This window comes from Streptomyces sp. NPDC020801, assembly GCF_044334385.1.
Lineage (GTDB): Bacteria > Actinomycetota > Actinomycetes > Streptomycetales > Streptomycetaceae > Streptomyces.
The window spans coordinates 70427-93386 of sequence record NZ_JBIRST010000011.1 but is presented as its reverse complement, the minus strand read 5'-3'; the positions used below and the strand labels follow the sequence as shown (position 1 = coordinate 93386).

The 22960-nt window shown below is 69.4% G+C and carries 16 protein-coding genes and 2 pseudogenes; 4 read left to right on the top strand and 14 right to left on the bottom strand.

Annotated features, from left to right (window positions below):
• Positions 1 to 125: 125 nt before the first annotated feature.
• Positions 126 to 1673, bottom strand: coding sequence for a DUF4192 family protein (locus ACH4UM_RS23070; protein ID WP_398182290.1), 1548 nt, complete (start codon positions 1671 to 1673; stop codon positions 126 to 128).
• A 131-nt stretch (positions 1674 to 1804) separates the two neighbouring features.
• On the opposite strand from ACH4UM_RS23070, the gene ACH4UM_RS23065 reads away from it, so the two are divergent.
• Both ACH4UM_RS23065 and ACH4UM_RS23060 read left to right on the top strand, forming a co-directional pair.
• Positions 1805 to 3970, top strand: a complete 2166-nt coding sequence (locus ACH4UM_RS23065) for a RecQ family ATP-dependent DNA helicase (RefSeq protein ID WP_398182287.1) — start codon at positions 1805 to 1807, stop codon at positions 3968 to 3970.
• A 445-nt stretch (positions 3971 to 4415) separates the two neighbouring features.
• The gene (locus ACH4UM_RS23060) at positions 4416 to 5030 is read left to right on the top strand and encodes a hypothetical protein (protein ID WP_398182284.1); all 615 of its coding nucleotides are present in this window, start codon (positions 4416 to 4418) and stop codon (positions 5028 to 5030) included.
• A 282-nt stretch (positions 5031 to 5312) separates the two neighbouring features.
• Here ACH4UM_RS23060 and ACH4UM_RS23055 read toward each other — a convergent pair whose 3' ends face one another.
• The 9 genes and pseudogenes from ACH4UM_RS23055 to ACH4UM_RS23015 form a co-directional block, all read right to left on the bottom strand.
• Positions 5313 to 5942: a hypothetical protein gene (locus tag ACH4UM_RS23055; protein ID WP_398182281.1), complete on the bottom strand. Its 630-nt coding sequence runs from the start codon at positions 5940 to 5942 to the stop codon at positions 5313 to 5315.
• A 68-nt stretch (positions 5943 to 6010) separates the two neighbouring features.
• The gene (locus ACH4UM_RS23050) at positions 6011 to 6712 is read right to left on the bottom strand and encodes a ribonuclease HII (protein ID WP_398182278.1); all 702 of its coding nucleotides are present in this window, start codon (positions 6710 to 6712) and stop codon (positions 6011 to 6013) included.
• 82 nt (positions 6713 to 6794) lie between these two features.
• Positions 6795 to 7418 carry a TetR/AcrR family transcriptional regulator gene (locus tag ACH4UM_RS23045; protein ID WP_398182275.1) on the bottom strand — a complete coding sequence of 208 codons (624 nt, stop codon included), beginning with the start codon at positions 7416 to 7418 and terminating at the stop codon, positions 6795 to 6797.
• 447 nt (positions 7419 to 7865) lie between these two features.
• Positions 7866 to 9770: pseudogene (locus ACH4UM_RS23040) on the bottom strand (recombinase family protein); the annotation flags it as partial.
• 295 nt (positions 9771 to 10065) lie between these two features.
• Positions 10066 to 11517: a replication initiator gene (locus ACH4UM_RS23035; protein WP_398182272.1), complete on the bottom strand. Its 1452-nt coding sequence runs from the start codon at positions 11515 to 11517 to the stop codon at positions 10066 to 10068.
• A 657-nt stretch (positions 11518 to 12174) separates the two neighbouring features.
• Positions 12175 to 12429, bottom strand: coding sequence for a hypothetical protein (locus ACH4UM_RS23030; RefSeq protein ID WP_398182270.1), 255 nt, complete (start codon positions 12427 to 12429; stop codon positions 12175 to 12177).
• 408 nt (positions 12430 to 12837) lie between these two features.
• The gene (locus ACH4UM_RS23025) at positions 12838 to 12981 is read right to left on the bottom strand and encodes a hypothetical protein (protein WP_398182267.1); all 144 of its coding nucleotides are present in this window, start codon (positions 12979 to 12981) and stop codon (positions 12838 to 12840) included.
• 204 nt (positions 12982 to 13185) lie between these two features.
• Entirely contained in the window at positions 13186 to 13332 is a 147-nt protein-coding gene (locus ACH4UM_RS23020; protein ID WP_398182264.1) for a hypothetical protein, read from the bottom strand.
• 174 nt (positions 13333 to 13506) lie between these two features.
• Positions 13507 to 14688: a helix-turn-helix domain-containing protein gene (locus tag ACH4UM_RS23015; RefSeq protein WP_398182261.1), complete on the bottom strand. Its 1182-nt coding sequence runs from the start codon at positions 14686 to 14688 to the stop codon at positions 13507 to 13509.
• A gap of 161 nt (positions 14689 to 14849) precedes the next feature.
• Here ACH4UM_RS23015 and ACH4UM_RS23010 point away from each other — a divergent pair.
• Positions 14850 to 16289, top strand: a pseudogene (locus tag ACH4UM_RS23010) (MFS transporter); the annotation flags it as partial.
• 517 nt (positions 16290 to 16806) lie between these two features.
• On the opposite strand, the gene ACH4UM_RS23005 reads toward ACH4UM_RS23010, so the two are convergent.
• From ACH4UM_RS23005 to ACH4UM_RS22995, 3 genes are all read right to left on the bottom strand, one after another.
• Positions 16807 to 17715 carry an ADP-ribosylglycohydrolase family protein gene (locus ACH4UM_RS23005; protein ID WP_398182259.1) on the bottom strand — a complete coding sequence of 303 codons (909 nt, stop codon included), beginning with the start codon at positions 17713 to 17715 and terminating at the stop codon, positions 16807 to 16809.
• 3 nt (positions 17716 to 17718) lie between these two features.
• Positions 17719 to 18387 (bottom strand): histidine phosphatase family protein, encoded by a 669-nt coding sequence (locus ACH4UM_RS23000; protein ID WP_398182257.1) that lies wholly within the window; start codon positions 18385 to 18387, stop codon positions 17719 to 17721.
• Between the two features lie 118 nt (positions 18388 to 18505).
• Positions 18506 to 19111, bottom strand: a complete 606-nt coding sequence (locus tag ACH4UM_RS22995) for a YdbC family protein (RefSeq protein ID WP_398182255.1) — start codon at positions 19109 to 19111, stop codon at positions 18506 to 18508.
• A gap of 156 nt (positions 19112 to 19267) precedes the next feature.
• Between ACH4UM_RS22995 and ACH4UM_RS22990 the strand changes: the two genes are divergently transcribed.
• Entirely contained in the window at positions 19268 to 19801 is a 534-nt protein-coding gene (locus ACH4UM_RS22990) for a TerD family protein (protein WP_398182252.1), read from the top strand.
• 116 nt (positions 19802 to 19917) lie between these two features.
• Here ACH4UM_RS22990 and ACH4UM_RS22985 read toward each other — a convergent pair whose 3' ends face one another.
• Positions 19918 to 22815, bottom strand: a complete 2898-nt coding sequence (locus ACH4UM_RS22985) for a vitamin B12-dependent ribonucleotide reductase (RefSeq protein WP_398182249.1) — start codon at positions 22813 to 22815, stop codon at positions 19918 to 19920.
• Positions 22816 to 22960: the final 145 nt, after the last annotated feature.

Genomic DNA, 22960 nt, shown 5'->3' with positions numbered 1-22960 from the left:
GTTCAGCGGCGCGCCCCGGCCGGGCGTTCTGCCACTCAGGTGAACGCGGCGGAACTCGTCCGGGTCACGCCCGTGGCACAGGGAGCCGACCGAATGGCGGCTGCGAGGGGGCCCGGTCGGCTCGTTCACACGTCCCCCTCGGGCGTGCCCCTCGCCGGACCCCTGCCCGGCCCACCGATGTCCTGGCGGTCCGCGGCGCCGTTCGCGCGGGTGCGCGGACGGGGGCGGCCCGGCGCCCCGCAGGCACCGGGGTGCGCGCGGTCGGCCCGCGCGGTCGCCGGCCGTGTCCCGTCCCGCCCCGGCGAGGCCGGACCCGATCCGTCCGTCCGGGACCGGCGCCGGCGCCGGGATGCCGGCTGCGGTGTCGCCGACGCGCAGGAGCCGCCCGTGCCGCGGGAGCTGTCCGTCGGGACGGGGTCCATGTCATGCCCGGGAGCCGGCTCTTTGTGCCCGGTGTCGGTCTCATCCGGTTCTCCGCCGCCGGTTCCACCGGATTTCGACCACGCGCGTCCCTGGCGCTCCGTGCGCAGGCACCGGCGAACCGATTCCGGGTCCAGCCCCTCGTTGCAGGCCTGGTGGAGGAGGCGGGCGAAGAGGTAGTCGGGGTCGGCGCCCAGCGCCATCGCCAGGGCTTCGCGGGCCTCGAGGTCGTCACCGGTGGACCAGGCGACCCAGCCCGCGAGGGTGAGCGGCGCGGCGGCGTGCTCGCCGTACGGTCCGACGCAACGGCGGGCGAGCGCACGCCACAGCCGCAGTGCCGGGGCGGCCTCGTCTCCTTCCATCCACTCGGCGGCGCGGTCGCGGGTCGTGCGGTCCTGCAGGCCGAGGATCAGCTTCGCGGCTTCCTCGTATTCGAGCAGGTGGTCGTCGCGGAGGTCCGCGGGGTCCGCGCCGGCGATGAAGGGTGCCTCGGCGAACCGCCGCATGACCCGCTCGGCCAGTTCCAGGGTCTCCTCGGCCACCTCGGCCCGGCGCGCCTCGTCGAGGATCCTGGGCACCAGAGCCATGCCGGCGGCGTCCAGGGCGATCTCCTGCTCCACAGCTCCGGCGGTCTCCCAGGGAAGCAGCCTGGCCCGCATCTGCCGCAGGCTGCCGCGCACCTGGATTCCGGCGTAGGCCGCCGCGGCGGCCAGCACGGAGGTGCCGGGCAGTCCCATGGGCAGTCCGTCGTCGGGGCAGCATCCGTCGGTCGGGCAGCAGTACGACCAGAAGCGGCCGCCGGAGATGCACAGTGCCTCGATCACGGGGACGTCGAGGCGACCGCACTCGATGCGCAGCTTCTGGGCCAGCGGCTCGAGCCGCCGCATGACCTGTCGTCCCGACTCACCCTCCGCCGGCTCCTGGCAGAGGAAGGCGACCATCTGCTCCGGCTTGGCGCCCCTGCGCTCGCTGCCCGTGATCAGACCGTGGGCCAGTTGCCGGGCCGCGGACGGCCAGTCTCCGCTGCTCGGGGGGATGCCGAGCCTGGCCCGGCCGCCAAACCGGCCCCGTCCGTCCCGGTCGTGCAGTGCGACCAGGACGATGCTGTCCTCCGGCCGGTACCCCAGCAGATAGGGCAGGGCGTCGGCGAGCTCGGCCGGGGTGCGGAGCGTGACCTGGTGCTCGGGGCCGGGACGGTCGTAGGCGATGTCGCCGTTGTCGGAGGGTCCGGTCGTTTCGCTGTGATTCGTCATGCGCCGACGATCTCGCGAAATGCCGAGATCCGCTTCGGCCTGTGGATAAGTCCGAGCAGGGACACGTCAGGGTCGGGCGAGCCCGGGTGAGCGTGTCTCGATTGTCAGTGCCGTCCTGTTGTATGGGACCCATGGAGCACACGAGCAACGCCGACCTCCGGACGGCGGCCGATGCGGTTCTCGCCCGTCTCGTCGATGACGGCACGGGCACGGCACGGCTGCGCGAGGACCAATGGCGGGCGATCGAGGCGCTGGTCGCCGAGCGGCGCCGGGCCCTGGTCGTCCAGCGCACGGGCTGGGGAAAGTCCGCGGTCTACTTCGTGGCCACGTCCCTGCTCCGGGAGGCAGGGAGCGGCCCCACAGTGATCGTCTCCCCGTTGCTCGCGCTGATGCGCAACCAGGTGGAGTCCGCGGCCCGCGCCGGCATCCACGCCCGGACGATCAACTCGGCGAACACCGAGGACTGGGGCACCGTCCAGAGCGAGATCGCCGCCGGCGAGGTCGACGTGCTGCTGGTCAGTCCGGAGCGGCTCAACAACCCCGACTTCCGGGACCAGGTGCTGCCCAAGCTCGCCGCCGCTACCGGGCTGCTGGTCGTGGACGAGGCGCACTGCATCTCCGACTGGGGCCACGACTTCCGCCCCGACTACCGGCGGCTGCGCACCATGCTGACCGAACTCCCACCGGGTGTGCCCGTCCTCGCGACCACCGCCACCGCCAACGCGCGCGTGACCGCCGACGTCGCCGAACAGCTGGGAACGGGCGACGCCTCGGACGCCCTGGTGCTGCGCGGCCCTCTGGACAGGGACAGCCTGAGCCTGAACGTCCTGCGGCTGCCGGACGCCGCGCACCGGATGGCCTGGCTCGCCGACCACCTGGAGGAGCTGCCCGGCTCCGGGATCGTCTACACGCTCACCGTGGCGGCCGCCGAGGAGGTCGCCGCATTCCTGCGGCACCGCGGACACCCCGTCGCCTCCTACACCGGCCGGACGGAGAACGCCGACCGGCAGCAGGCCGAGGACGACCTGCTCGCGAACAAGGTCAAGGCCCTGGTCGCCACCTCGGCGCTCGGGATGGGTTTCGACAAGCCCGACCTCGGCTTCGTCGTGCACCTCGGCTCACCCTCCTCCCCCATCGCCTACTACCAGCAGGTGGGCCGCGCCGGCCGTGGCGTCGAGCACGCCGCGGTGCTGCTGCTTCCGGGGAACGAGGACGAGGCGATCTGGGAGTACTTCGCCTCGCTCGCCTTCCCTTCCGAGGAGTTGGTGCGCCGGACCCTGGACGTGCTCGCCCGCGCGGAGGGTCCCCTGTCGCTGCCCGCCCTGGAGCCGCTGGTCGAGCTGCGCCGTTCCCGGCTGGAGGCCATGCTCAAGGTGCTCGACGTGGACGGGGCGGTCCGGCGGGTCAAGGGCGGCTGGATCGCGACCGGCCGGCCCTGGACGTACGACGCGGAGCGGTACGACTGGGTCGCACGGCAGCGGAGGACCGAGCAGCAGGCGATGCGCGAGTACGCGGCGACCACGGGCTGCCGGATGGAGTTCCTGCAGCGCCGGCTCGACGACGACAGCGCCAAACCATGCGGCCGTTGCGACAACTGCGCGGGCGCCCGCTTCACCGCGGGCACCTCCGCGGCGGCGCTGGACGCCGCCCGCGTGGACCTCGGCCGGGCCGGTGTGGAGGTGGAGCCCCGCCGCATGTGGCCGACAGGTCTCCCGGCGATCGGCGTCGACCTCAGGGGGCGGATCCCGGCCGGTGAACAGGCCGCTGCCGGACGGGCACTGGGGCGTCTGTCGGACATCGGCTGGGGGAACCGGCTGCGGCCGATGTTCATGCCCCACGCTCCCGACGGCCCCGTACCCGAGGACGTGGCACGGGCGGTGGTGGGCGTGCTGGCCGACTGGGCGAAGGGCCCCGGCGGCTGGGCAACGGGGGTACCGGACGCGCAGCCACGCCCGGTCGGTGTCGTCACCCTGGCCTCGCGCACCCGGCCCCGGCTGATCCACTCCCTGGGCACCCACATCTCACAGATCGGCCGGCTGCCGCTGCTGGGCACGGTGGAGTACACCGAGGACACGCACCCGATGTCCCGGAGCAACAGCGCCCAGCGCCTGAAGGCCCTCGACGGAGCGCTGACCGTGCCGCCCGCGCTGGCGTCCGCCCTCGCCGAGAACGCGGGTCCGGTGCTGCTCGTGGACGACTACACCGAGACCGGGTGGACCCTGGCGGTCGCGGCCCGGCTGCTGCGAAGGTCCGGCGCCCAGGGGGTGATGCCGCTGGTTCTGGCCATTCAGGGCTGAGCCGGCGCTGTCCGCCGGGCTCCGCGCACGAAGCCGGGAGGAGCGGGCCCCGGCCCCGGACTCCAGCTCGACCTCGGACCCAGCCCCGGCCCCGAGCCGGACCCCCTCCCCGGCCCTTGATCTCCGGCGGCCGCTGCTGTGGGTGGCAGGCCGGTGACAGGGTGGTGCATCCCTCTGGACCGCTGGGGTCCTCGTGGCGTAGGAACGTGTAGGGGCAAGCGGCTCAGGCGTCGCACGGCATGACACTGGGTAGGGATATAAGCCACGGGTCATCCGATATTGGTCGGCAACCTCAATTGCTCGTTGCCGCATCCAAGTTCGACAGGAAGAATTGAAGTCCGCTCCCCGCACGGCTCGACCGTGATCAGGTAGGGCTCTGCTGCGGTGTGCGCTCCCCCGAATCCGACCCCGCCCTCAGTGTGGGCGCGTAGCCGAAGGGAGGACCGTGACCTTCGGATTCGCTCCGTCCTCGGCGGCATCGCTGTCGACGTCCGCCGCCTCCGCCCACCGCGTGCTCGAACCCGCGGAGTGGGCCGCCGCGGGCATCCCGCTGCTGCGCAACCCCCGGGAGGTCGTCAGCGGGCTGCACGCCCGGCACCGCCCCGAGCCCGCCACCGCGGTGGTCGCGGTCCTCGACGCGGATGAGCGGCTGCGGGCGAGTGCCTCGTTCGTCCGCCGTCCGGCGCTCGCCGACGGCTGGATGTTCCGCAACGCCCTGCTCTCACAGCTGCGCCGGGTCATCCCGCACGACCTGCGGCGCCGGACTCCGGTGCGCACCGCCGTGCTGCTCTACTGCCGCGAGGGCGAAGGGCGTTGGACGGAGGAGGACGGCGCCTGGATGTGGGGCCTGCGTGACGCCTGCACCCTCCACGGGCTGCGCTGCGGGGCGTACATCACGCTGACCCGGGACGGCTGGCAGGTCCTCGGGGAGGGCCGCGGCGGTCGTCGCCCGAACGCGGACTCGGCACCCGAATCCTTCGGCATCGCCGAGGCACCGCCCCCGCCGCCCCGCACCGGAGGCGCGGCCTCCGAGGTGCTGCGGCGGGCAGCGGCCCGCTGACACCGGCCGCACCACCACTGGTCCCCGGCGTCCGGGCATCGCAGACACCACTGAGCCCCGCCTCCGTGCGCCTCGCCGGCGCAGGGCTTGCCGCGGCGCTCGCCCGGGGCGCCCGCCGTCGGCCGAACCGCAGGTGCGCGCACGACGGCGGCCCCCGGTGCTCGGCGCGCTGGTCCGCGCACGCCGAAGCCCCCGCCGCATGATGCTGCCGCGGCGGGGCCGTTCCGCCTCGCCGGCCGTTCCCCCGGACGGCCAGGAAGGCCCCGGAGGCACGGAGACGGCTCAGACCCCCGCGCCGGGCACCGAGTTGATCTGCTGCGGGTCGCCGCAGACGATCAGCAGCGCGCCGGCCCGGGAGTGGGCCACGGGCAGGACCGTGGCGGCGGCGTCGGCCGGGCCACCGTTGACGGCGACCACGACCACGGGACGGGGCGCGGCACGATCGGCCACGGCGGCGTCCGTGTAGAAGACGTCGTCGCCCGCGTCGTGCTGCGCCCAGTAGGACGCTTCGCCGAAGGACAGCTCGTGGGCGGCCCAGGGGTGCGGGTCACCGGTGGTGATCACCAGCACGTCGCCGGGTGCGCGGCCCGACTCCAGGAGCAGGTCGACGGCTTCCTCGGCGGCGTCGACCGCACCCTCGGCCGAGGCCGGGATCAGCTGGATCTGCGGAGCCGCCGAGGCGGTGGGGGCAGCGGGACCCGACGGTCCGGGCTTGGTCACGGCCACGTCCCGCGGCGTACGTTGCACCGGCGGCGCGGGCCGCAGGGGACCGGGACGACCGGGGCGCGACGGAGCCGCGGGGCGGGGGCCGGGTACGGGGCGGGGGGTCGGCGCGGTACGGCCGGTGGCCGGAGTGACGCGGGGACCCTGGGCACTCTCGTGAATCTGAGGCTCCTCGGGAAGGAGAGGCATGGGCTGATATTTATCAAACGTTGGTGCGGCTCGCGCGGGCGGGTGCCACATCGGGGCGAGCGGTACGGTCAGAAATCGAAGCCGAGCTGACCCTCGATCTCCGGAACGCCTCCGTCCGCCCAGCCGCGGACCTTCTTGAGGTGCCGCCACCGGGGCAGCGCATCAAGATACGCCCACGACAGCCGGTGGTACGGGGTGGGTCCCCGCTCCGCCAGCGCGGCCTTGTGCACGGGCGACGGATATCCGGCGTTGGCCGCAAAACCGAAGTCTGCATGGTCGACACCCAGTTCGGCCATCATTTTGTCGCGGTGAACCTTGGCGATCACCGAGGCCGCCGCGACAGCCACGCAGGACCGGTCGCCCTTGATGACCGTACGGACCCGCCAGGGGGCGCCGAGGTAGTCGTGCTTCCCGTCGAGGATGACCGCGTCCGGACGGACGGGCAGGGCCTCCAGGGCGCGCACCGCCGCGAGCCGCAGTGCCGCGGTCATGCCCCGGTCGTCGATCTCCTCCGGAGAGGCGTGCCCGAGGGCGTACGCCGTCACCCACTGCCGTAGTTCCGTGGCGAGCGCGGTGCGCCGCCTGACGGTGAGCAACTTGGAGTCGGTGAGGCCCTCGGGGGGGCGGCGCAGTCCGGTGACCGCCGCGCAGACGGTGACGGGGCCGGCCCACGCACCGCGCCCGACCTCGTCGACACCGGCAATGACCTTCGCGCCGGTCGTGGCTCTGAGGGAGCGCTCGACGGTGTGGGTGGGTGGTTCGTACGGCATGGCGCCCTTAGCGTACGCCGCCCGGATCCGGCAGCGACACCCCGGTTTCCCTCAGCGACCGCAGCGTCTGGCGATCCGTCGCTCAGGGCCCGGTCGCACGTAGCAGCGGAACCATCAACTGGTCGATCATTTCCTCAAGGTCTTGATCGGTCCATTCACTCATGCACATCTTCGAGCGGTACATCATCATGGCCGGAATGGCGTCGTAGACATAGCCGTTCGCGGCGTCGGGCCGGACCTCTCCTCTCCTGATTCCACGGGTGATCACCTCCCGCAGGAGCCTGACAGTCGGCTCCACCACCCCTCCGAAGATCACCCCATGGAAGCGCTCCGCCCGAGCCGGGTCGCATTCGTGAATCACTGCACGCAGCGCGAAGCCGGGACGCGAGTACATCGCCTCCCGGGCCTGCCGGCAGAGCGCCAGCAGGTCCTCGCGCACACTTCCGAGGTCGGCCGCCTCCTCGACACGGGGCAGTCCTGCCTGCAGCGCGTCGGCGACGAGGTCCTCCTTGGACGGCCAGCGCCGGTAGACGGCGGCCTTCCCGGTCTGGGCGCCGGCGGCCACCCCCTCCATGGTGAGCCCCTTCCAGCCGACCGTGCCGAGCTGCTCCAGGGCGGCGTCAAGGATCGCGCGTTCGAGTACGGCCCCACGTCGGCGGAGAGAGGCCGCCTGAGCGGGGGCGGCCGTCCAGGGGGAGGTGACCATCTGTTGTCTCCAGGGAGCGGGGAGCGGGGACTGCGGGCATGCGGGCGCCATGCAGCAGCGGCGAGGGGACGAGCCGCACGACGAACCCTTGAGTGAACGCTTGCGTTCACTACTGGGGGCTCACTACCGCTGACGCCACAGTGAACGCTTTCGTTCACTAACGCTTTTGTGGGGGACCATGGTGACAACCTCTCAGCTGATTCAGGAACAGAAGCCGGGTGCGGCCCGCCGGGAGGGGCATCCCGGTATCGCGCTCACCGTCATCGCCGCCTGCCAACTCATGGTGGTACTCGACGCGACAGCTTGATCATGAGTCTCGGAGTCCTCCAAAAGGAGCCGAGGCTCAACGGCCCCCGAAATCTCCAGGTCAGGCAGGCCAACCGCCGTGGACACGTCCGGCACCGGAGCCGTCTCAGCGCCAGCAAGGACGACTACGACACGGCCCCAGGTCCCGTCGTCAGTCCACCTTGACCAGCGCGACATGAGGGACTTGCTTGCGCCTCGCTGCATGCGCGCAGCAGCCTCGCTCCACCCTTCCCCCGTGCGCCCCTTCCACAGGATGGCTTCGACTGCATCCCTCAGCGGAAGATCAGTCTTCTTTCCAGACCCTCGGCCAGTCTTCTTCACCAGCGGCTCAATCAGAGCCCATTCATCATCGGTAATCCCTAGGGGAATCCCCAGGCTGCTTTCCCGGAACCACGCGCCAACTGAGCATTCCTTGCCCGCCTTCTTCACCGGGACCGGCCCCTGAATCCGGACCCTGATGTCTGCCAGGTCAATCACCCCTGCCTGATCTTCAGGCGGCATGCTGGGCATTTCCGTACGGGCCAGCTCAGCCAGCGACCGAAGATCTCGCGCCCGCTGTTCGGCTGCAAGGGTTTCCAACTGCCAGGCTACGGCTTCACTCTTGAGTTTCTTCAGCCGCGCCAATTCCTCAGTCAGCGGCTTGACTGCGGCCGCAACCAAATCTTGCGCCGCCTCACCTTCCAAGCCCATCTCCGCAGCCTGCTTCGCCGTCATCCCCATGACGGCGGCAATCGCTTTTTCTTGTACTGCCATGTTGCGATCAATGTCTTCGATTCGGTCTTCATGCGCCAAATTACCTCCGAGGGTCACATCAATCCACTCAGAGGCAAGGGCCATCAATTCGTCCGGATCACCAAATATCTTGGCGGTACGGCCCCAGACCTCAGCCTCGATCTGTTCGGCGTTTATCTGACTGCACTTACATACGGGAGCCCCGGCATACTTCGGTTGCTTCCCAGAGCAGACATAGGTGCGCTCACCCGTGGAGGACTGCACTCGACCTACGTAATAGGAGCCACAAAGGCTTTCAATCCTCATAGAGAGCGGGTAAATGTTCCTCCCTTTTCGCGGTGAGCGCCGCTTTGTAATCTTCTCAGCGGCATTTTTCAGCTTCTGCACCCGCTTTTCGTCAAGCACAGGATCCAGACGAATCGTGACCGTCGCCCCGTAAAGCGGGTTTCCGTCGGAGTCAACCTTTGCACCGCGACCGTACCGGGAATCCCTTGACTCGACATCCCTGAAAACCTGGACACCCTCAAGTACGGCACGTGACATCATGCGGCATTTCAGATTTTCACTCGACCACGGCGCTCCCGAGCGAGTCACCAAACCCTCAAGATTCAACTTGGCAGCCGCGTCAGTCCAACTCAGCCCCTCATCGACGATCAGCGCATAGGCCCTGCGGACAGCGACTGCTTCACCTGTCAGACACTCACCCTCTTGATACACATCGAGGATGAGGCGACTCTGCCCTTTCACGCCCTGATCCTGGACTCGCCACCCATACGGGACAGTACCGCCCGTGTAGCCGCCCTCTTCTGCCTTTTCCTGAACACCGCCCTGCGTGCGATCTCGGATAACCTCACGCTCTTCTTCCGCGTAGTCGGCATCCTTGCGCATCTTCTTACGGCCGTCGACGGTTGTGTTGTCGTAGTCGCCCTTTACAACGGCGACGTAGACGCCAAGATCTTCAAGTTCCCAGACCCAGCGCCAGAATGCCCGCCCGGTACGACCAATCGCACGGCCTTCAGGAACTACCACGACATCGAAGGGCCGGGGGTCCTGCCGGACATCCTGCATGAGTCGCTTCAGGTCGTCTCGCTCATGCGCTTCGAGACTCCCGCTCACTCCCTCGTCGGCATAGGTGGCAATGTGTTCCCACCCCTTCTTGTGGATGTACTGCGCCGTCTTCTTACCGGTGTAGGCGATGCCGTAGCCCTTGGCCTGCTCCTCGGTCGACACTCTGAGGTAGTCGACGGCCCGGAGGTGAGCACCCTTGACAGCTGTGTCCACGACCTTGACAGCGGACGTGAGAGGATGGGTCATGTCAGTCCCTTCGCGACTGGCAGGCCAGCCTGTCGGTTGGCCCGACCCCGGAGCGCGCGCCAACGTCTCTCCGGGGTCGTTCTCTTGTGCGGCTACTTTAGCCTTCACGCCTTGCGTCGTGGCCAGGTTCCATTCCATCAACTCTCGTTCCTCTCAGAAGCATTACCTTCCTTCTCGGTCAGATGCCTGAAGAGGAGCCGGGCAAGCCGCCTGCGCTCAGCAGGACCCCAGTCAGCCGTACGCCAAACTTCCGTGACGGTGGATCCGTCGGCCCGACGATCGATCCGTTTCCGGCTCATGCCTCGAACCCCCGATCCGCCATTTCCTCACGGACCAGTTCGCGGCTTGTGGCGATCTCCTCGGCGATGCCGGCGGCGAGCCGGGCAGCACCGGGGGTGTAGCCGGAGCCGACGTAGCGCCAATTCGATTCCGTGACGACAGTCGGGTTGCCAGTCGGCTCGATATCAGCCCGCTGGTGTGCAGCTCGTTCCTCGCGCAGCGCCGTGTACGTGGTCGAGTAGCGGCGGGACTTGCTGAGGATGTGACCCCGGTGGCCAAGGCCGCGAGCCCAGGTTCGCAGTCTGAGGTGTTCCAGTTCGGGCAGGCCTCCCAGACGCCAGCAGGTGGCCATCAAGGCCCGCACGTGGGGTGTGACAACCGCCGCGTGGATGTCATCGGGACCGGTGACGCGGTAGTCCAATCCGGCACCGGTCTCGGCAGTGCCCTTGGAAACGTACTTGGCCACGTAAGCGGCCACAGCGTCATCGGTGGGTCCCTCGCCGTCCGCGAAGGCCCGGATTGGCCGTACGTCGAGCTGTCGCCCCCAGACAAGCAGTACGTCCCCGTAGGCATCTGATTCCGGGGCACGCACGTTCGCAGACACGGCAGCCGCGTGAACGGCATCAGCTAACAGTTCGGGCGTGGCCCAGGCCGGAGACGGGTCACCGGGACCGGCCGGACCATCGAGGCGGACCACCGCATGGAAGTGGATCGCCGCCCGCTTCTGGTACTCGGCCACCTTCGCGAAGGACACCACCAGGTGATCACCGAGCCGTGAGCGCGGTATCCCTGCGACGGAGGCGAGGTGACGCCGTGCGGCGGTCGTGAACCGGTCCCACAGTCGCCCCGCGTGCGCATGCCACAGCACGTGGCCCACGTAGTCGTAGCAATCAGCGCACAGTGCACGGCCCAGCACCGGGTCATCCTCAGTGTGGACCAGGCCGCAGCCGACAGAACGCCCGTGCTCACACAGACCGCCATCCCTTCGCGGTCGGCACCGCTGGCTATCTCGGAAGCGATGGACGGCTCCGAACGAGGGTGCCGTCAGAGTGACGAACAGGCGCGGCTGATCCCGGACGGCATTGGGGATGTTCTTGCCGCCCGACAGACCCGCCCGGATCAGTTGGTACGTGTCACCCGCATGCAGGTAGGCACACGGCGCGCAGACCGAGGCACGGCGGTTACGGCAGTGGACGGCCAGCCGCTCGCCCGGTTCTCCGGCGGTCGAGTAGGACGAGATCACCTCACCCGTCAGGGTGTCGTGGGTGATCGTGGAGCCGGACAGATAGACCGGATGGGCACAACCCCCGACGGCTTTGATCTGCTCCAGCAAGCGCGGAAACAGGGGGTCGTGCGCGAGGCGGATGATGTCCCGATCAGCATCGGGCAGCAGCCGCAGACGCTTCTCACGCTCCAGCGCAGCAGAGCGGAAGGTCGAATGAGTCACCTCATGCGAGGCGTTGAGCACAGGGCACCTCCAGAACAGACGGGCAGGGAGGAGCGCGAGCCGAGGCGCGGGCGTGAGTCATGTCTGATGTCCTTTGGATGCGAAGTGATGAAGTGTCAGGTGTGAGTGTGAGAGCGTGTCGAGGCGGCGTGAATGAGAGCGAAGACAGAGAAGGCAGAAGAAGTATGTGATGTCTGCTGAAGAAGTCTGTGTCTAAGTTTGTGTATGAGAATCGCCGAAAGGGCTCGTCGCTCGAACACCCATGATCGCATGAGCGCCAACCCAACGCGAGCGAATTTCGGTCGAGGGCAGGGCACTTGAACCGACATGGCGGGCGGCCTGCGTGTGACTGGAGGGGGCGCGGTCAGCCGGTAACGCCCCGGACCATGTGCCTGCGGAAGCCGTGTCGGAATCTTTCTTCACTTACTCCAGGCGGCCCGCCTTCGGCGGACCGCGCGCGCTGGCGGCCGGGGCCGCCGCCGCTCCCTGTCTCCGCCACCGCTGCGGCGGCCCCGCCACTCAGCGCGCAGTACGAACAAGGCGGACACACAGCCGGAATACCGATCAAGCCCGTTCCAAGTGCCGGGCGGCTTGCGCTCCCCTCCCCGGCGTGCGGCCTTCGGCCGGTCCGGTCCGGGGTGCCGCCGCCCGGCACGAGACTCAGGTGTGAGCTGCCCGCTAGGGCCAAGCGTGCTCACCCTCGTGCCCCTCGAACAGGCCGCACACGACGTTGTCCACCCGTGTCTCATCCCCGAACCGGCGCACCATGCACGGATTGCGCATCTCCACTCCCGAGCGCCACCACACCCACGTCATACGGCCCGTGGCGTCCTGCGCTTCCACGATCCCCGCCGCATGATCAGGCCCCTCATGCGCCTCCAGTTCGCAGCGCAGCACCAACGCGGGAGAGACGTCCGGTTCCACCCCCGCCACGCGGCACGCTTCCGCCTGCATCTCCGGCGGGGGCGCGAACTGATCATCGCAGTGCTTCACATGCACCTCACTGAGTAACCGAACATGGACAGCCCCAGCACGGACGATGCCGGGGAGTAAACCCTCTTGGGCTGGGGCCGACGGCCTACGAGGCTTTAGACAGCCACCATGGGGCGAGCCTCTAAGAACAGGGGGCCGATCGGGCTATCGCGGGCAGGTCCCAAAGACTGCCCGATCCGCTGGCGAGCGTAAGGCCCCCTGTTCACTCGCCCCATGGCAGCTCCCGTCCAAAGCCTCTACGGCCGGCGGTGCGCCACACCGCGCCACTACCTGCGGAAAGACCCGCCCCGCCGGGGCTTCTCTGAGTCGGGGGAGTCTCGTCAGCTACGTCCGGCGGGGACGGGAGATCTACGGCAGCGGGGAACCGGACGCGGCAGCGACGCCCAGCACGAAGCCGCACGAGCCAGAGACCATGATGATCAGCAGCGGGCCCGTGAAGAGGGCCAACCAGCTCACCACCCGGCGCATCACGCGTGCCGCCAAGTGCGCCACGGGCGCATGATGATCTCCCGGAACGTGTGGTGCGAAGGGTGCCGCAGTGCTCTAACACCCAGCTCTGCCCGTCCGCGAAGTCCTCGCTGCCGTCCGAGGACTCACCGCACACCGCGCACTCCATCGCGTACGTGGTCGGCTCCGCATCCGGCTCACGGTCCGGAGTGAGCGTCCACGTCTCATGGCGAATCACCGACCGGACGCTCACCGCTCCCGCTCCGCTCGCAGGTTGGCCGCCTTCACGTTCGCGCTGAGCCGCTCCGCAGGAGTAGCCGGGCGGATCACGGCGGGGTTCGCCTCCCATTCCCGGCCACCACCCACCGGGCGCAGCATGGCGTACGGACCGGCCATGTCCTGATACTCCCCGACTTTCCGTCTTGCCGGGTCGTACATCAGTTCTCCGCGCTCAGGGACGGCCGTTTGTGCTGTGCTGCTTTGAGTCGCCATGTCAATGACGCTACGTAGTGACGCGAATGCACCTCAATGGCACTTTGGCGAGGTGTCAGAGCGAAGTGCCACAGGGCGTCACAACGGGACGCCGATCGCGTCGGCAAGGCTCCGCATCTCCGGGGTGAGAGTGCGCCGCCGACCGATCACTCGGCCGAAGATGTCCCGCGCGTAACGCTGGTTGGGCAGCCATTGAGGAGCGTCCGCGCGGATGCCCTGAAGGACTTCTACGGTCTTCGCGTAGTCGTGTGATCGGGCGTGCGCCTCCGCGACATCCAGGAGGTGACGGTTGCGGTTGTTGGATGTGGGGCGCATACCGCCCGTCGGGATACGTGCCGAAAGCTTGAGCACCAAGTCAGGCTTATCAACGATCATGGCGTTCTCGGCCCGTTTCAGAGCCACCGTGACCGGGCCGAACGCCTGCAAGAAGTCGTCACGTGGAGCGAACTCCCGCCCCATCGCGACCGCCGCCGAGTTGGCGTAGCGCAGCGCGTCCTCAGCCTCTCCCGGCCGGTTGTCCCGAATCGCCGCAGCGGAGGCCCGGAGCAGCAGCCAGCCCCACGCGCTCAGCTCCGCCGGAGTCGCCCGCGAAATGCGAGGTTCCACGTCGTCCGCCCACCGCGTGGCCAGTTCGCGTGCCTCAGCCAGACGACCACGCCGCAGCAGCAGCCAGCACTGTGTGTTGACCGTTGCCGCTCCTTGAAGCCGGTCCGAGGCATCTTCCAAGGATCGGGAAAGGGCGATGTCAGCAGCCTCGAACTGCCGAGTTTGAGTGAGCAGCCACCCTGTGAGCTGTGCGAGCCGCACGCGCACCTCCCGACCCTCCGCGCCTGTCTCGGCGACGAGGTCAGCGTCCCGCAGCAAGGGCGGAAGGATGACGCTCAGCTCCGCGAAACGATCGCTGGAGAACAACGGCAGGGCGGATTCAAGGGCGTGCCGCACGCCGTCCACGGTCGGCTCTTCGGCCATCCCGTCCGCACGCACAGGAGCCACGAGCGCACGCCGGACGCCTTCCCAGCGATCATCCGCCCCCGGCGCCGCTTCCGGCTCGTCCTCATGGTCGGCGAGGAGGTTTGTCGTCGGCACTCGCAGCGCGTGTGCCAGTTGGCGCGCGGTCTCCAGACGCGTGTCAGCCCGCTCCCCCTGCTCCAACTTCCTGATCAAGGACAGGGACACGCCGGACTCGCTCGCAAGCTGACGTTGCGTCATGCCACGTCGCTTGCGTACTTCCTGGAGCCGCTTGCCAATGTCGGCACTCATGATTCGAGCGTACGGCGCCCGCAGCATTACCGCAGGCTTCCGGCCACTCCTCACGCCACGCGGGGCAGAAGCTCCGTGCGAAGCCTCCGCCCCGAACCAAGGGCTGCCGTCAGCGGGCAAGCTGAACTCGGAACCTCAGAACACATGGCCCGACGCTTCCCGACGCGACGATCGTGAACATCGCACTCCCGCACATTCAAGACGCGCTCAAGTTCAGCACGACCGACCTCACCTGGGTCGTCAGCGCGTACACGCTCACCTTCGGTGGTCTGCTGCTCCTCGGTGCCCGGGCCGGTGACATCCTGGGCCGCCGCCGGGTCTTCATGACCGGCATCCTGCTGTTCACCTTCGCCTCGCTGCTGGGCGGACTCGCCCAGGAACCCTGGCAGTTGCTGGCCACGCGCGCCCTGCAGGGCATGGGTGGCGCGATCGCGTCGCCGACCTCGCTGGCGCTCATCACGACGACCTTCTCCGAAGGCCCGGAACGGAACCGGGCCTTCGGCGTCTTCGCGGCGGTCTCCGCGGGCGGCGGCGCCATCGGACCGCTCGCCGGCGGCACGCTGACCGAGTGGCTCGACTGGCGCTGGGTGCTCTTCGTCAACGTGCCGATCGGTGTGCTGATCGCGCTGCTCACACCGCTCTACATCAACGAGTCCCAGCGCCACCCCGGGCGGTTCGACTTCGCGGGCGCACTCACCTCGACGGCGGGCATGGCGGCCCTCGTCTACGGGTTCATCCGCGCCTCGGAGGACGGGTGGCGGGACCGTCTGACGCTCGGGTCCTTCGCGGCCGCGGTGGTGCTGCTGCTGCTGGCCTTCACGCTCACCGAGCGGCGGGCCAAGGAGCCCATCACCCCGCTGCGGATGTTCGCCGACCGCAACCGCACGGGCACGTACGTCATCATGCTCAGCCTGGCCGCGGCGATGTTCGGGATGTTCTTCTGCATCGTGCTCTTCGTGCAGAACGTGCTGGGGTACAGCCCGATCAAGGCCGGGGTCGCCTTCCTTCCGGTCACCGTGGCCATCGCGGTCGGCGCGGGTCTGTCGCAGCGCTTCCTTCCGGTGCTCGGGCCCAAGCCCTTCATGCTCACCGGCTCGGCGTTCGTGGTGATCGGGCTTGTCTGGCAGACCTTCATCAGTCCCGGCAGCTCCTACCTCGGCGTGGTGCTCGGACCGATGCTGGTGTTCGGCTTCGGCATGGGGCTGAACTTCGTGACCGCGACGGTCACCGCGGTCTCGGGTGTCGCCCAGCACGAGGCGGGTGCCGCCTCCGGTCTGCTCAACGCCACCCAGCAGGTGGGGGGTTCGCTCGGACTGTCCATCCTGACCACGGTATTCGGCTCGGCCAGCAAGGACGAGGCGAACAAACAGCTGCCGAAGTTCCTCGCCGACGGGTCGGCGCAGCAGAAGGCGGAGTTCGCCAAGACCCACCAGCTGCCCGCGCCCTGGGGACACGAGGTCCTGCCCCAAGGGATCTCCACCGCATTCGTCCCGGCCGCGGCGATGGCCGCGCTCGCCCTGGTCACCGCCTGGCTGGTGATCCGGGTCCGCAAGAGCGATCTCGAGGCTCTGGCCGGAACGGCGGGTCCGGGGACCGGCTGACACACGGCCACCACGGGCCGGGGCGTGGCGGGCCGGTTCGCCGGCGGGCACCACGGGGGCCCGCCGGCGGACGTCCGGCCGGCCCCGACGGACGCCCGGCCGGAGTCCGCCCCTTGGCAACCCACGAGGCCGGCCCGGTGCACCGGCTCCGCCTGTCCGGGCTGGAGCGGCCGAGGCCACCCGCCGCATCCCGGCCGTGACGGCCCGGAGGACGCAGACGGCGCAGACGCAGATGCGGACGGCGTAGACGCAGACGCAGACGGCGTAAACGGCCGCGGCTAGCGGCTCGACAACCGGAACCAGCCACCACCGCACGACCGACCACCCCCCTGCGTCCCGCGCCCCCGTGCCCCCTGGGCTGTCACCGGCCCCTGCACGACCACGCGTCGTGGGGCCGCTGCCGGTACAACGACCACCTGTCACACAGAGTTCCCGCCGAACACGGAGAGTTCGCAGAACGGGTCCGAGTCCGAGTTCCGAGTCGGAATCGGGATCGGAATCGGAGCTGGAGTCGAAGTCAGCCGACGGCCGGAACCCACTCCGGCAGTGTCTCCGTGCGCCGGGCCCACTCCGCGGGCGGGGCCCCCGCCTTCCCCGAGGCGAGCACACCGCCCACGATGGCGCACGTGGTGTCCACGTCACCGCCGGCCTGGGCGGTGGTCCAGAACGCGTCCTCGAAGTCCCCGAGATGCCGGGCGGCCGACCACAGCGCGAAGGGCACCGTGTCGTGGGCCGTCGTGCGCCGTCCACAGCCCAGCACCGCGGCGACGGTGACCGCGTCGTCGTAGTCGAGCATGTCGCGGGCGCGCCGCAGGCCGGCACCCACGGCGCTCCTGGCCGGTACCAAGGCGAGGACGCCGTCCAGCAGGGCCTCGGCGCTCGGCGGGCCGCCGGGGGCGGCGGCCAGCGCGGCGGCCGCGGCGACGGCCATGGCGCCGACCACGGCCTCGCGGTGCTGGTGCGTCGGGTAGGCGGAGATCTCGGCCTGGTGGACGGCCTGCTCCGGGTCGTCCGCGTACCAGGCGCCGAGCGGGGCGGTGCGGGTCGCGGCGCCGCTCCCCCACGATCCGTGACCCTTGAACAGCGCGGGAGCCAGCGCGCGCCAGTCACCGCCCGCCCGGACCTCCTCCAGCAGCCGCGCCGTGCCCGCGCCGTAGCCCCGGTCCGATCCGTGGTTCTCGGCGAAGGACCGCGCCAGGGCGTCCTGGTCGACGCGGTGGTGGGTGACCAGCACGGCGACCACGGAGCAGGCCATCTCCGTGTCGTCCGTCCACCGCCACGGGCCGGACGGCAGCTCCCGGCGCCTGAGCAGCGGGTAGTTCGCCGGGACGAAGAACTGCGAGCCCAGCGCGTCCCCCACCGCGAGTCCACGCAGGCCCGACAGGGCGCGCTCCAGGCGCCCGGCGGGCACGGAGTCAGGGGTCATCGCTCAGCCACTCCATCCGCTGATCCCGTAGGGTTCCGGATCCCGCCATCGTTCGAACGGCCGGTCCAGCGTGTACTTGCCGTCGCCCCCGAGAACGAGCATCCGCATCTCCGCGTTCCCCGGATTCGACAGCGACTCGAATTCCGCGACGGTCCAATGGAACCAGCGCATGCAGAACAGCCGCATCGCCAGGCCGTGCGTCACCAGGAGCACGTTCGGCGGGTGGTCGGGGGCCTCGAAGCTGCGGAAGAGGCTCTCCAGGAAACCGCCCACCCGGTCGTATACGTCGGCTCCGGACTCCCCCTGGGCAAAGCGGTAGAAGAAGTGCCCGTAGGCGTCCCGGTAGGCCTTCTGGAGGCGTACGTCGTCGCGGTCCTGCCAGTTCCCCCAGTCCTGCTCGCGCAGCCGGGGCTCCTCGCGCACCCGTATGAGGTCGGGGTCCAGGTGGAAGGCGCGCAGGGTCTCGTGGGTGCGACGGTAGGGCGACACGTACACGCTCACGCGCTCACGCCCGAACACCTCCCGCACTTCCTTGCCCGTCTCCTCCGCCTGCTGCCGGCCCCGCTCGGTCAGGGCCAGTGCGTGGTCGGGCTCGCGTTCATACACGGAGTCATCAACATTGCCCGTTGACTCGCCGTGCCGGACAAGGACGATGCGCCGTGGTCGTGCCATGCCAGAACACTAGATCGGGTGACGGCCGATCGAGGACTCGAGCGGCGCTCGTACGGCGTAGGTCACACGGATTGTGCATCGTGTACCACACTGGGCACACGATGTGCCGGTCCGGGAATCAAACCGTCCAGGTGGGCTCCAGCTCCACGATGTCGCCCGTGAGGGCCGCGACGTCCGCCTCGGTCTGGGCCCGCAGCGCGAGCCGCTCCACGCGCTCCGTGCGGTACTTGCCGTGCTCCGCGGAGGACTGCCACATGGAGAGCACCAGGAACTCGCTGCCCGGCGCCTCGCCGAACAGGCCGCGGACCATGCCGGGCGAGCCGGCCATCGCCGGGTTCCAGACCTTCTCCTGCATCTGCGTGAAGTGCTCGGCGCGCTCCTGGTGCACCCGGCACAGGGCCACCCGCAGCAGGTCGGCGTCGGTGAAGCGCGGTTCGAACCCGGTCTTCACATCGAACCGGTAGTCGAACAGCCGGACCTGGGCGTCCTTGAAGGTGCCGGTCTGTGCCGCTGCCAGCCGGTCGTGGGAACGAGCCATGAAGGAGTCGTAGAAGGCGCGGCTCTCCCAGAACGCGAAGGTGTGCGCGACACCCGGCCGCCGCCGGCTCCAGCCACCCCCCTGCCCCCGAAACCCCGGCTCCCCCAGAAGCCCCGCCCACTTTCGCTGCCCCCGCTCGAAGCCGCGGCGATCCACCACGGTGCAGCGAATCCACTTGACCAGCACCGCGCCATCGTAAGGCCCAGGAGCGTGGCCTCGGTCACTCTCGTGGGGACAGCGCCCGCGCAGGCGCCCCCGCGTGCGTGGCACGATGGACAACGAGCGCCCACGATCCGAGAGTTGGGGCACAGGGGCGCACGGGGACCGGGAAGGGGGAGTCCGGTGAGCGGGCTCAGCAAGGGGATCCGCAAAGTCGAGGTGGCGCTCAAGTGGGACCCGAGTCCCGCGGGGCAGCCGCCCACCGATCTGGACGTCGTCGCCGCCACCTACCTGGCGGGCGATCCGTACGGTGCTCCCGCCTATGTGGTGCACTTCGACAGCCGCTCGCCCGACGGCACGATCCATCTGGACCGGGACAGCAGGGACGGCATGGGCTTCGGCTGGGACGAGGTCATGACCCTGGAGCTGGAACGCCTCGCCGAGCGGTACACGCGCGTGGTGGTCGGCGTCGTCATCCAGCAGCGCGCCGCGCACCGCACCTTCGTCGACGTGCTCGGCCCGGGGCTGCGCATCCGGGAGGGCTACACCGTCCTCGCCGAGGACGACTTCGGCGGGGTGCCCGGGGCGACGGCGGCGGCGGTCGCCGAGTTCGTGCGCGACGAGCCGGGGAACTGGGTGTTCCGCCCGGGCGTCCACGGCTTCGAGGACGACCCGGCAACGTTCACCCGCAGCATGGGCCGCGCGCACCTGCAGTAGCCGGAGCAGCCGCGCGGCCGGTCCGCGCCACCCTCCGGCCGCCCCGGCACGCGTAAGGGGCGCCGGCCATGGGCCGGCGCCCCTTACCTCAGGACGTCTCCGTCAGCTCGGCCGCGTCAGCTGCAGCCGCTCGTGGAGCCGCAGCCCTCGCAGATGTAGCAGGAGCCGGCCCGCTGCATCTTCGTGCCGCAGGAGAAGCACAGCGGGGCGTCGGCCTGGATGCCCAGCTGCATCTCCACCAGTTCGGCGCTGGTGTGCGCCTGCTTCGGGGCGGGCTTGGCCGCCTCGACCTCGGCCATCGGCGTGGCGACGGCCTTCAGGTCGGTCTGCCGGGGCGCCGACTGGGCCAGGCCCTCGACGTCGACCTCCTCGTCGGCCGGCTCGTAGGAGCCGGTCTCGAGGTGACGCTGACGCTCCTCGGCGGAGTGGATGCCGAGCGCGGAGCGCGTCTCGAAGGGCAGGAAGTCCAGCGCCAGGCGGCGGAAGATGTAGTCGACGATCGACTGCGCCATCCGCACGTCCGGGTCGTCCGTCATACCGGCCGGCTCGAAGCGCATGTTGGTGAACTTCGAGACGTACGTCTCCAGCGGCACGCCGTACTGCAGGCCCACCGAGACGGCGATGGAGAAGGCGTCCATCATGCCCGCGAGGGTCGAGCCCTGCTTGGACATCTTCAGGAAGACCTCACCGAGACCGTCGTCCGGGTAGGAGTTGGCGGTCATGTAGCCCTCGGCGCCGCCGACGGTGAAGGAGGTGGTGATGCCGGGACGGCCCTTCGGGAGGCGCTTGCGGACCGGGCGGTACTCGACGACCTTCTCGACCGCGGTACGGATGGTGTCCTCGGCCTTCTCGGTGATCTCGGCCTTCTCCTCCTCCTTCTTCTTGGCGGAGAGCGGCTGGCCGACCTTGCAGTTGTCGCGGTAGATGGCGAGCGCCTTGACGCCCAGCTTCCACGCCTCGAAGTAGATCTCCTCGACCTCCTCGACGGTCGCCGTCTCCGGCATGTTGACCGTCTTGGAGATGGCGCCGGAGATCCACGGCTGGATCGCGGCCATCATGCGGACGTGGCCCATCGGGGAGATGGCGCGCTCGCCCATGGCGCAGTCGAAGACCTCGTAGTGCTCGTGCCTGAGGCCGGGGGCGTCGATCACGTTTCCGTGCTCGGCGATGTGGGCGACGATCGCCTCGATCTGCTCCTCCTGGTAACCCAGGCGGCGCAGGGCCTGCGGGACGGTGCCGTTGACGATCTGCATCGATCCGCCGCCGACCAGCTTCTTGAACTTGACCAGCGCGAGGTCCGGCTCGACACCGGTGGTGTCGCAGGACATGGCCAGGCCGATGGTGCCGGTCGGGGCGAGGACGGACGCCTGGGAGTTACGGAAACCGTTCTTCTCGCCGAGGCGCAGCACGTCCTGCCAGGCCTCCGTGGCGGCGGCCCACACCGGGGTGTCCAGGTCGTCCATGCGGGGGGCCGTGGCGTTGGCGTCGGCGTGCTGCTTCATGACGCGCTGGTGCGGCTGGGCGTTGCGCGCGTAGCCGTCGTACGGGCCGACCACCGCGGCGAGTTCGGCGGAGCGCTTGTAGGCGGTGCCGGTCATCAGGGAGGTGATGGCACCGGCCAGCGCGCGGCCGCCGTCGGAGTCGTAGGCGTGACCGGTCGCCATCAGCAGGGCGCCGAGGTTGGCGTAGCCGATGCCGAGCTGGCGGAAGGCGCGGGTGTTCTCGCCGATCTTCTGCGTCGGGAAGTCCGCGAAGCAGATCGAGATGTCCATCGCGGTGATGACCAGCTCGACGACCTTCGAGAAGCGCTCGACCTCGAAGGACTGCTTGCCCTTGCCGTCGTCCTTGAGGAACTTCATCAGGTTCAGCGAGGCCAGGTTGCAGGACGTGTTGTCCAGGTGCATGTACTCGCTGCAGGGGTTCGAGCCGTTGATCCGGCCGGACTCCGGGCAGGTGTGCCAGTGGTTGATGGTGTCGTCGTACTGGATGCCCGGGTCGGCGCAGGCCCAGGCGGCCTCGGCCATCTTGCGGAAGAGGGACTTGGCGTCGACCTCCTCGATGACCTCGCCCGTCATACGGGCGCGCAGGCCGAACCTGCCGCCCTGCTCGACCGACTTCATGAACTCGTCGTTCACACGGACGGAGTTGTTGGCGTTCTGGTACTGGACGGACGTGATGTCGTCGCCGCCCAGGTCCATGTCGAAGCCCGCGTCGCGCAGGGCGCGGATCTTCTCCTCCTCCTTGACCTTGGTCTCGATGAAGTCCTCCACGTCGGGGTGGTCGACGTCGAGGATCACCATCTTGGCGGCGCGGCGGGTTGCTCCACCGGACTTGATGGTGCCGGCGGAGGCGTCGGCGCCACGCATGAAGGAGACGGGTCCGGAGGCGTTGCCGCCGGAGGACAGCAGCTCCTTGGAGGAGCGGATGCGGGAGAGGTTCAGGCCGGCGCCGGAGCCGCCCTTGAAGATCATGCCCTCTTCCTTGTACCAGTCGAGGATCGACTCCATGGAGTCGTCGACGGACAGGATGAAGCAGGCCGAGACCTGCTGCGGCTGCGGGGTGCCGACGTTGAACCACACGGGGCTGTTGAAGCTGAAGATCTGGTGCAGGAGGGCGTAGGCCAGCTCGTGCTCGAAGATCTCGGCGTCGGCGGGCGAGGCGAAGTACTTGTGGTCCTCACCGGCCTTCCGGTACGTCTTCACGATGCGGTCGATCAGCTGCTTCAGGCTGACCTCGCGCTGCGGGGTGCCGACGGCACCGCGGAAGTACTTGCTGGTGACGATGTTGACCGCGTTCACCGACCAGAAGTCGGGGAACTCGACGCCACGCTGCTCGAAGTTGACCGAGCCGTCGCGCCAGTTGGTCATGACGACGTCCCGGCGCTCCCAGGCCACCTCGTCGTACGGGTGTACTCCGGGGGTGGTGTGGATGCGCTCGATGTGCAGTCCCTTGTTCCCCGCCTTGCCGCCCTTGGCTCGGGAACCTCGTGCCGGACCGCTCGCCGTCTCTGTCATGCCGCCTCCCTCTACGGGCGAAAACGCCCTGAAGTGCCCCGATGTTCCGGAGACACGGTGTTCTGTCTGATGTTGCGGGAACCGTTGTCACTTTCGCCCGCAACCGTCTTCCTCGCCGCCGCGGGCCGGGCCCGGACGCACGGTC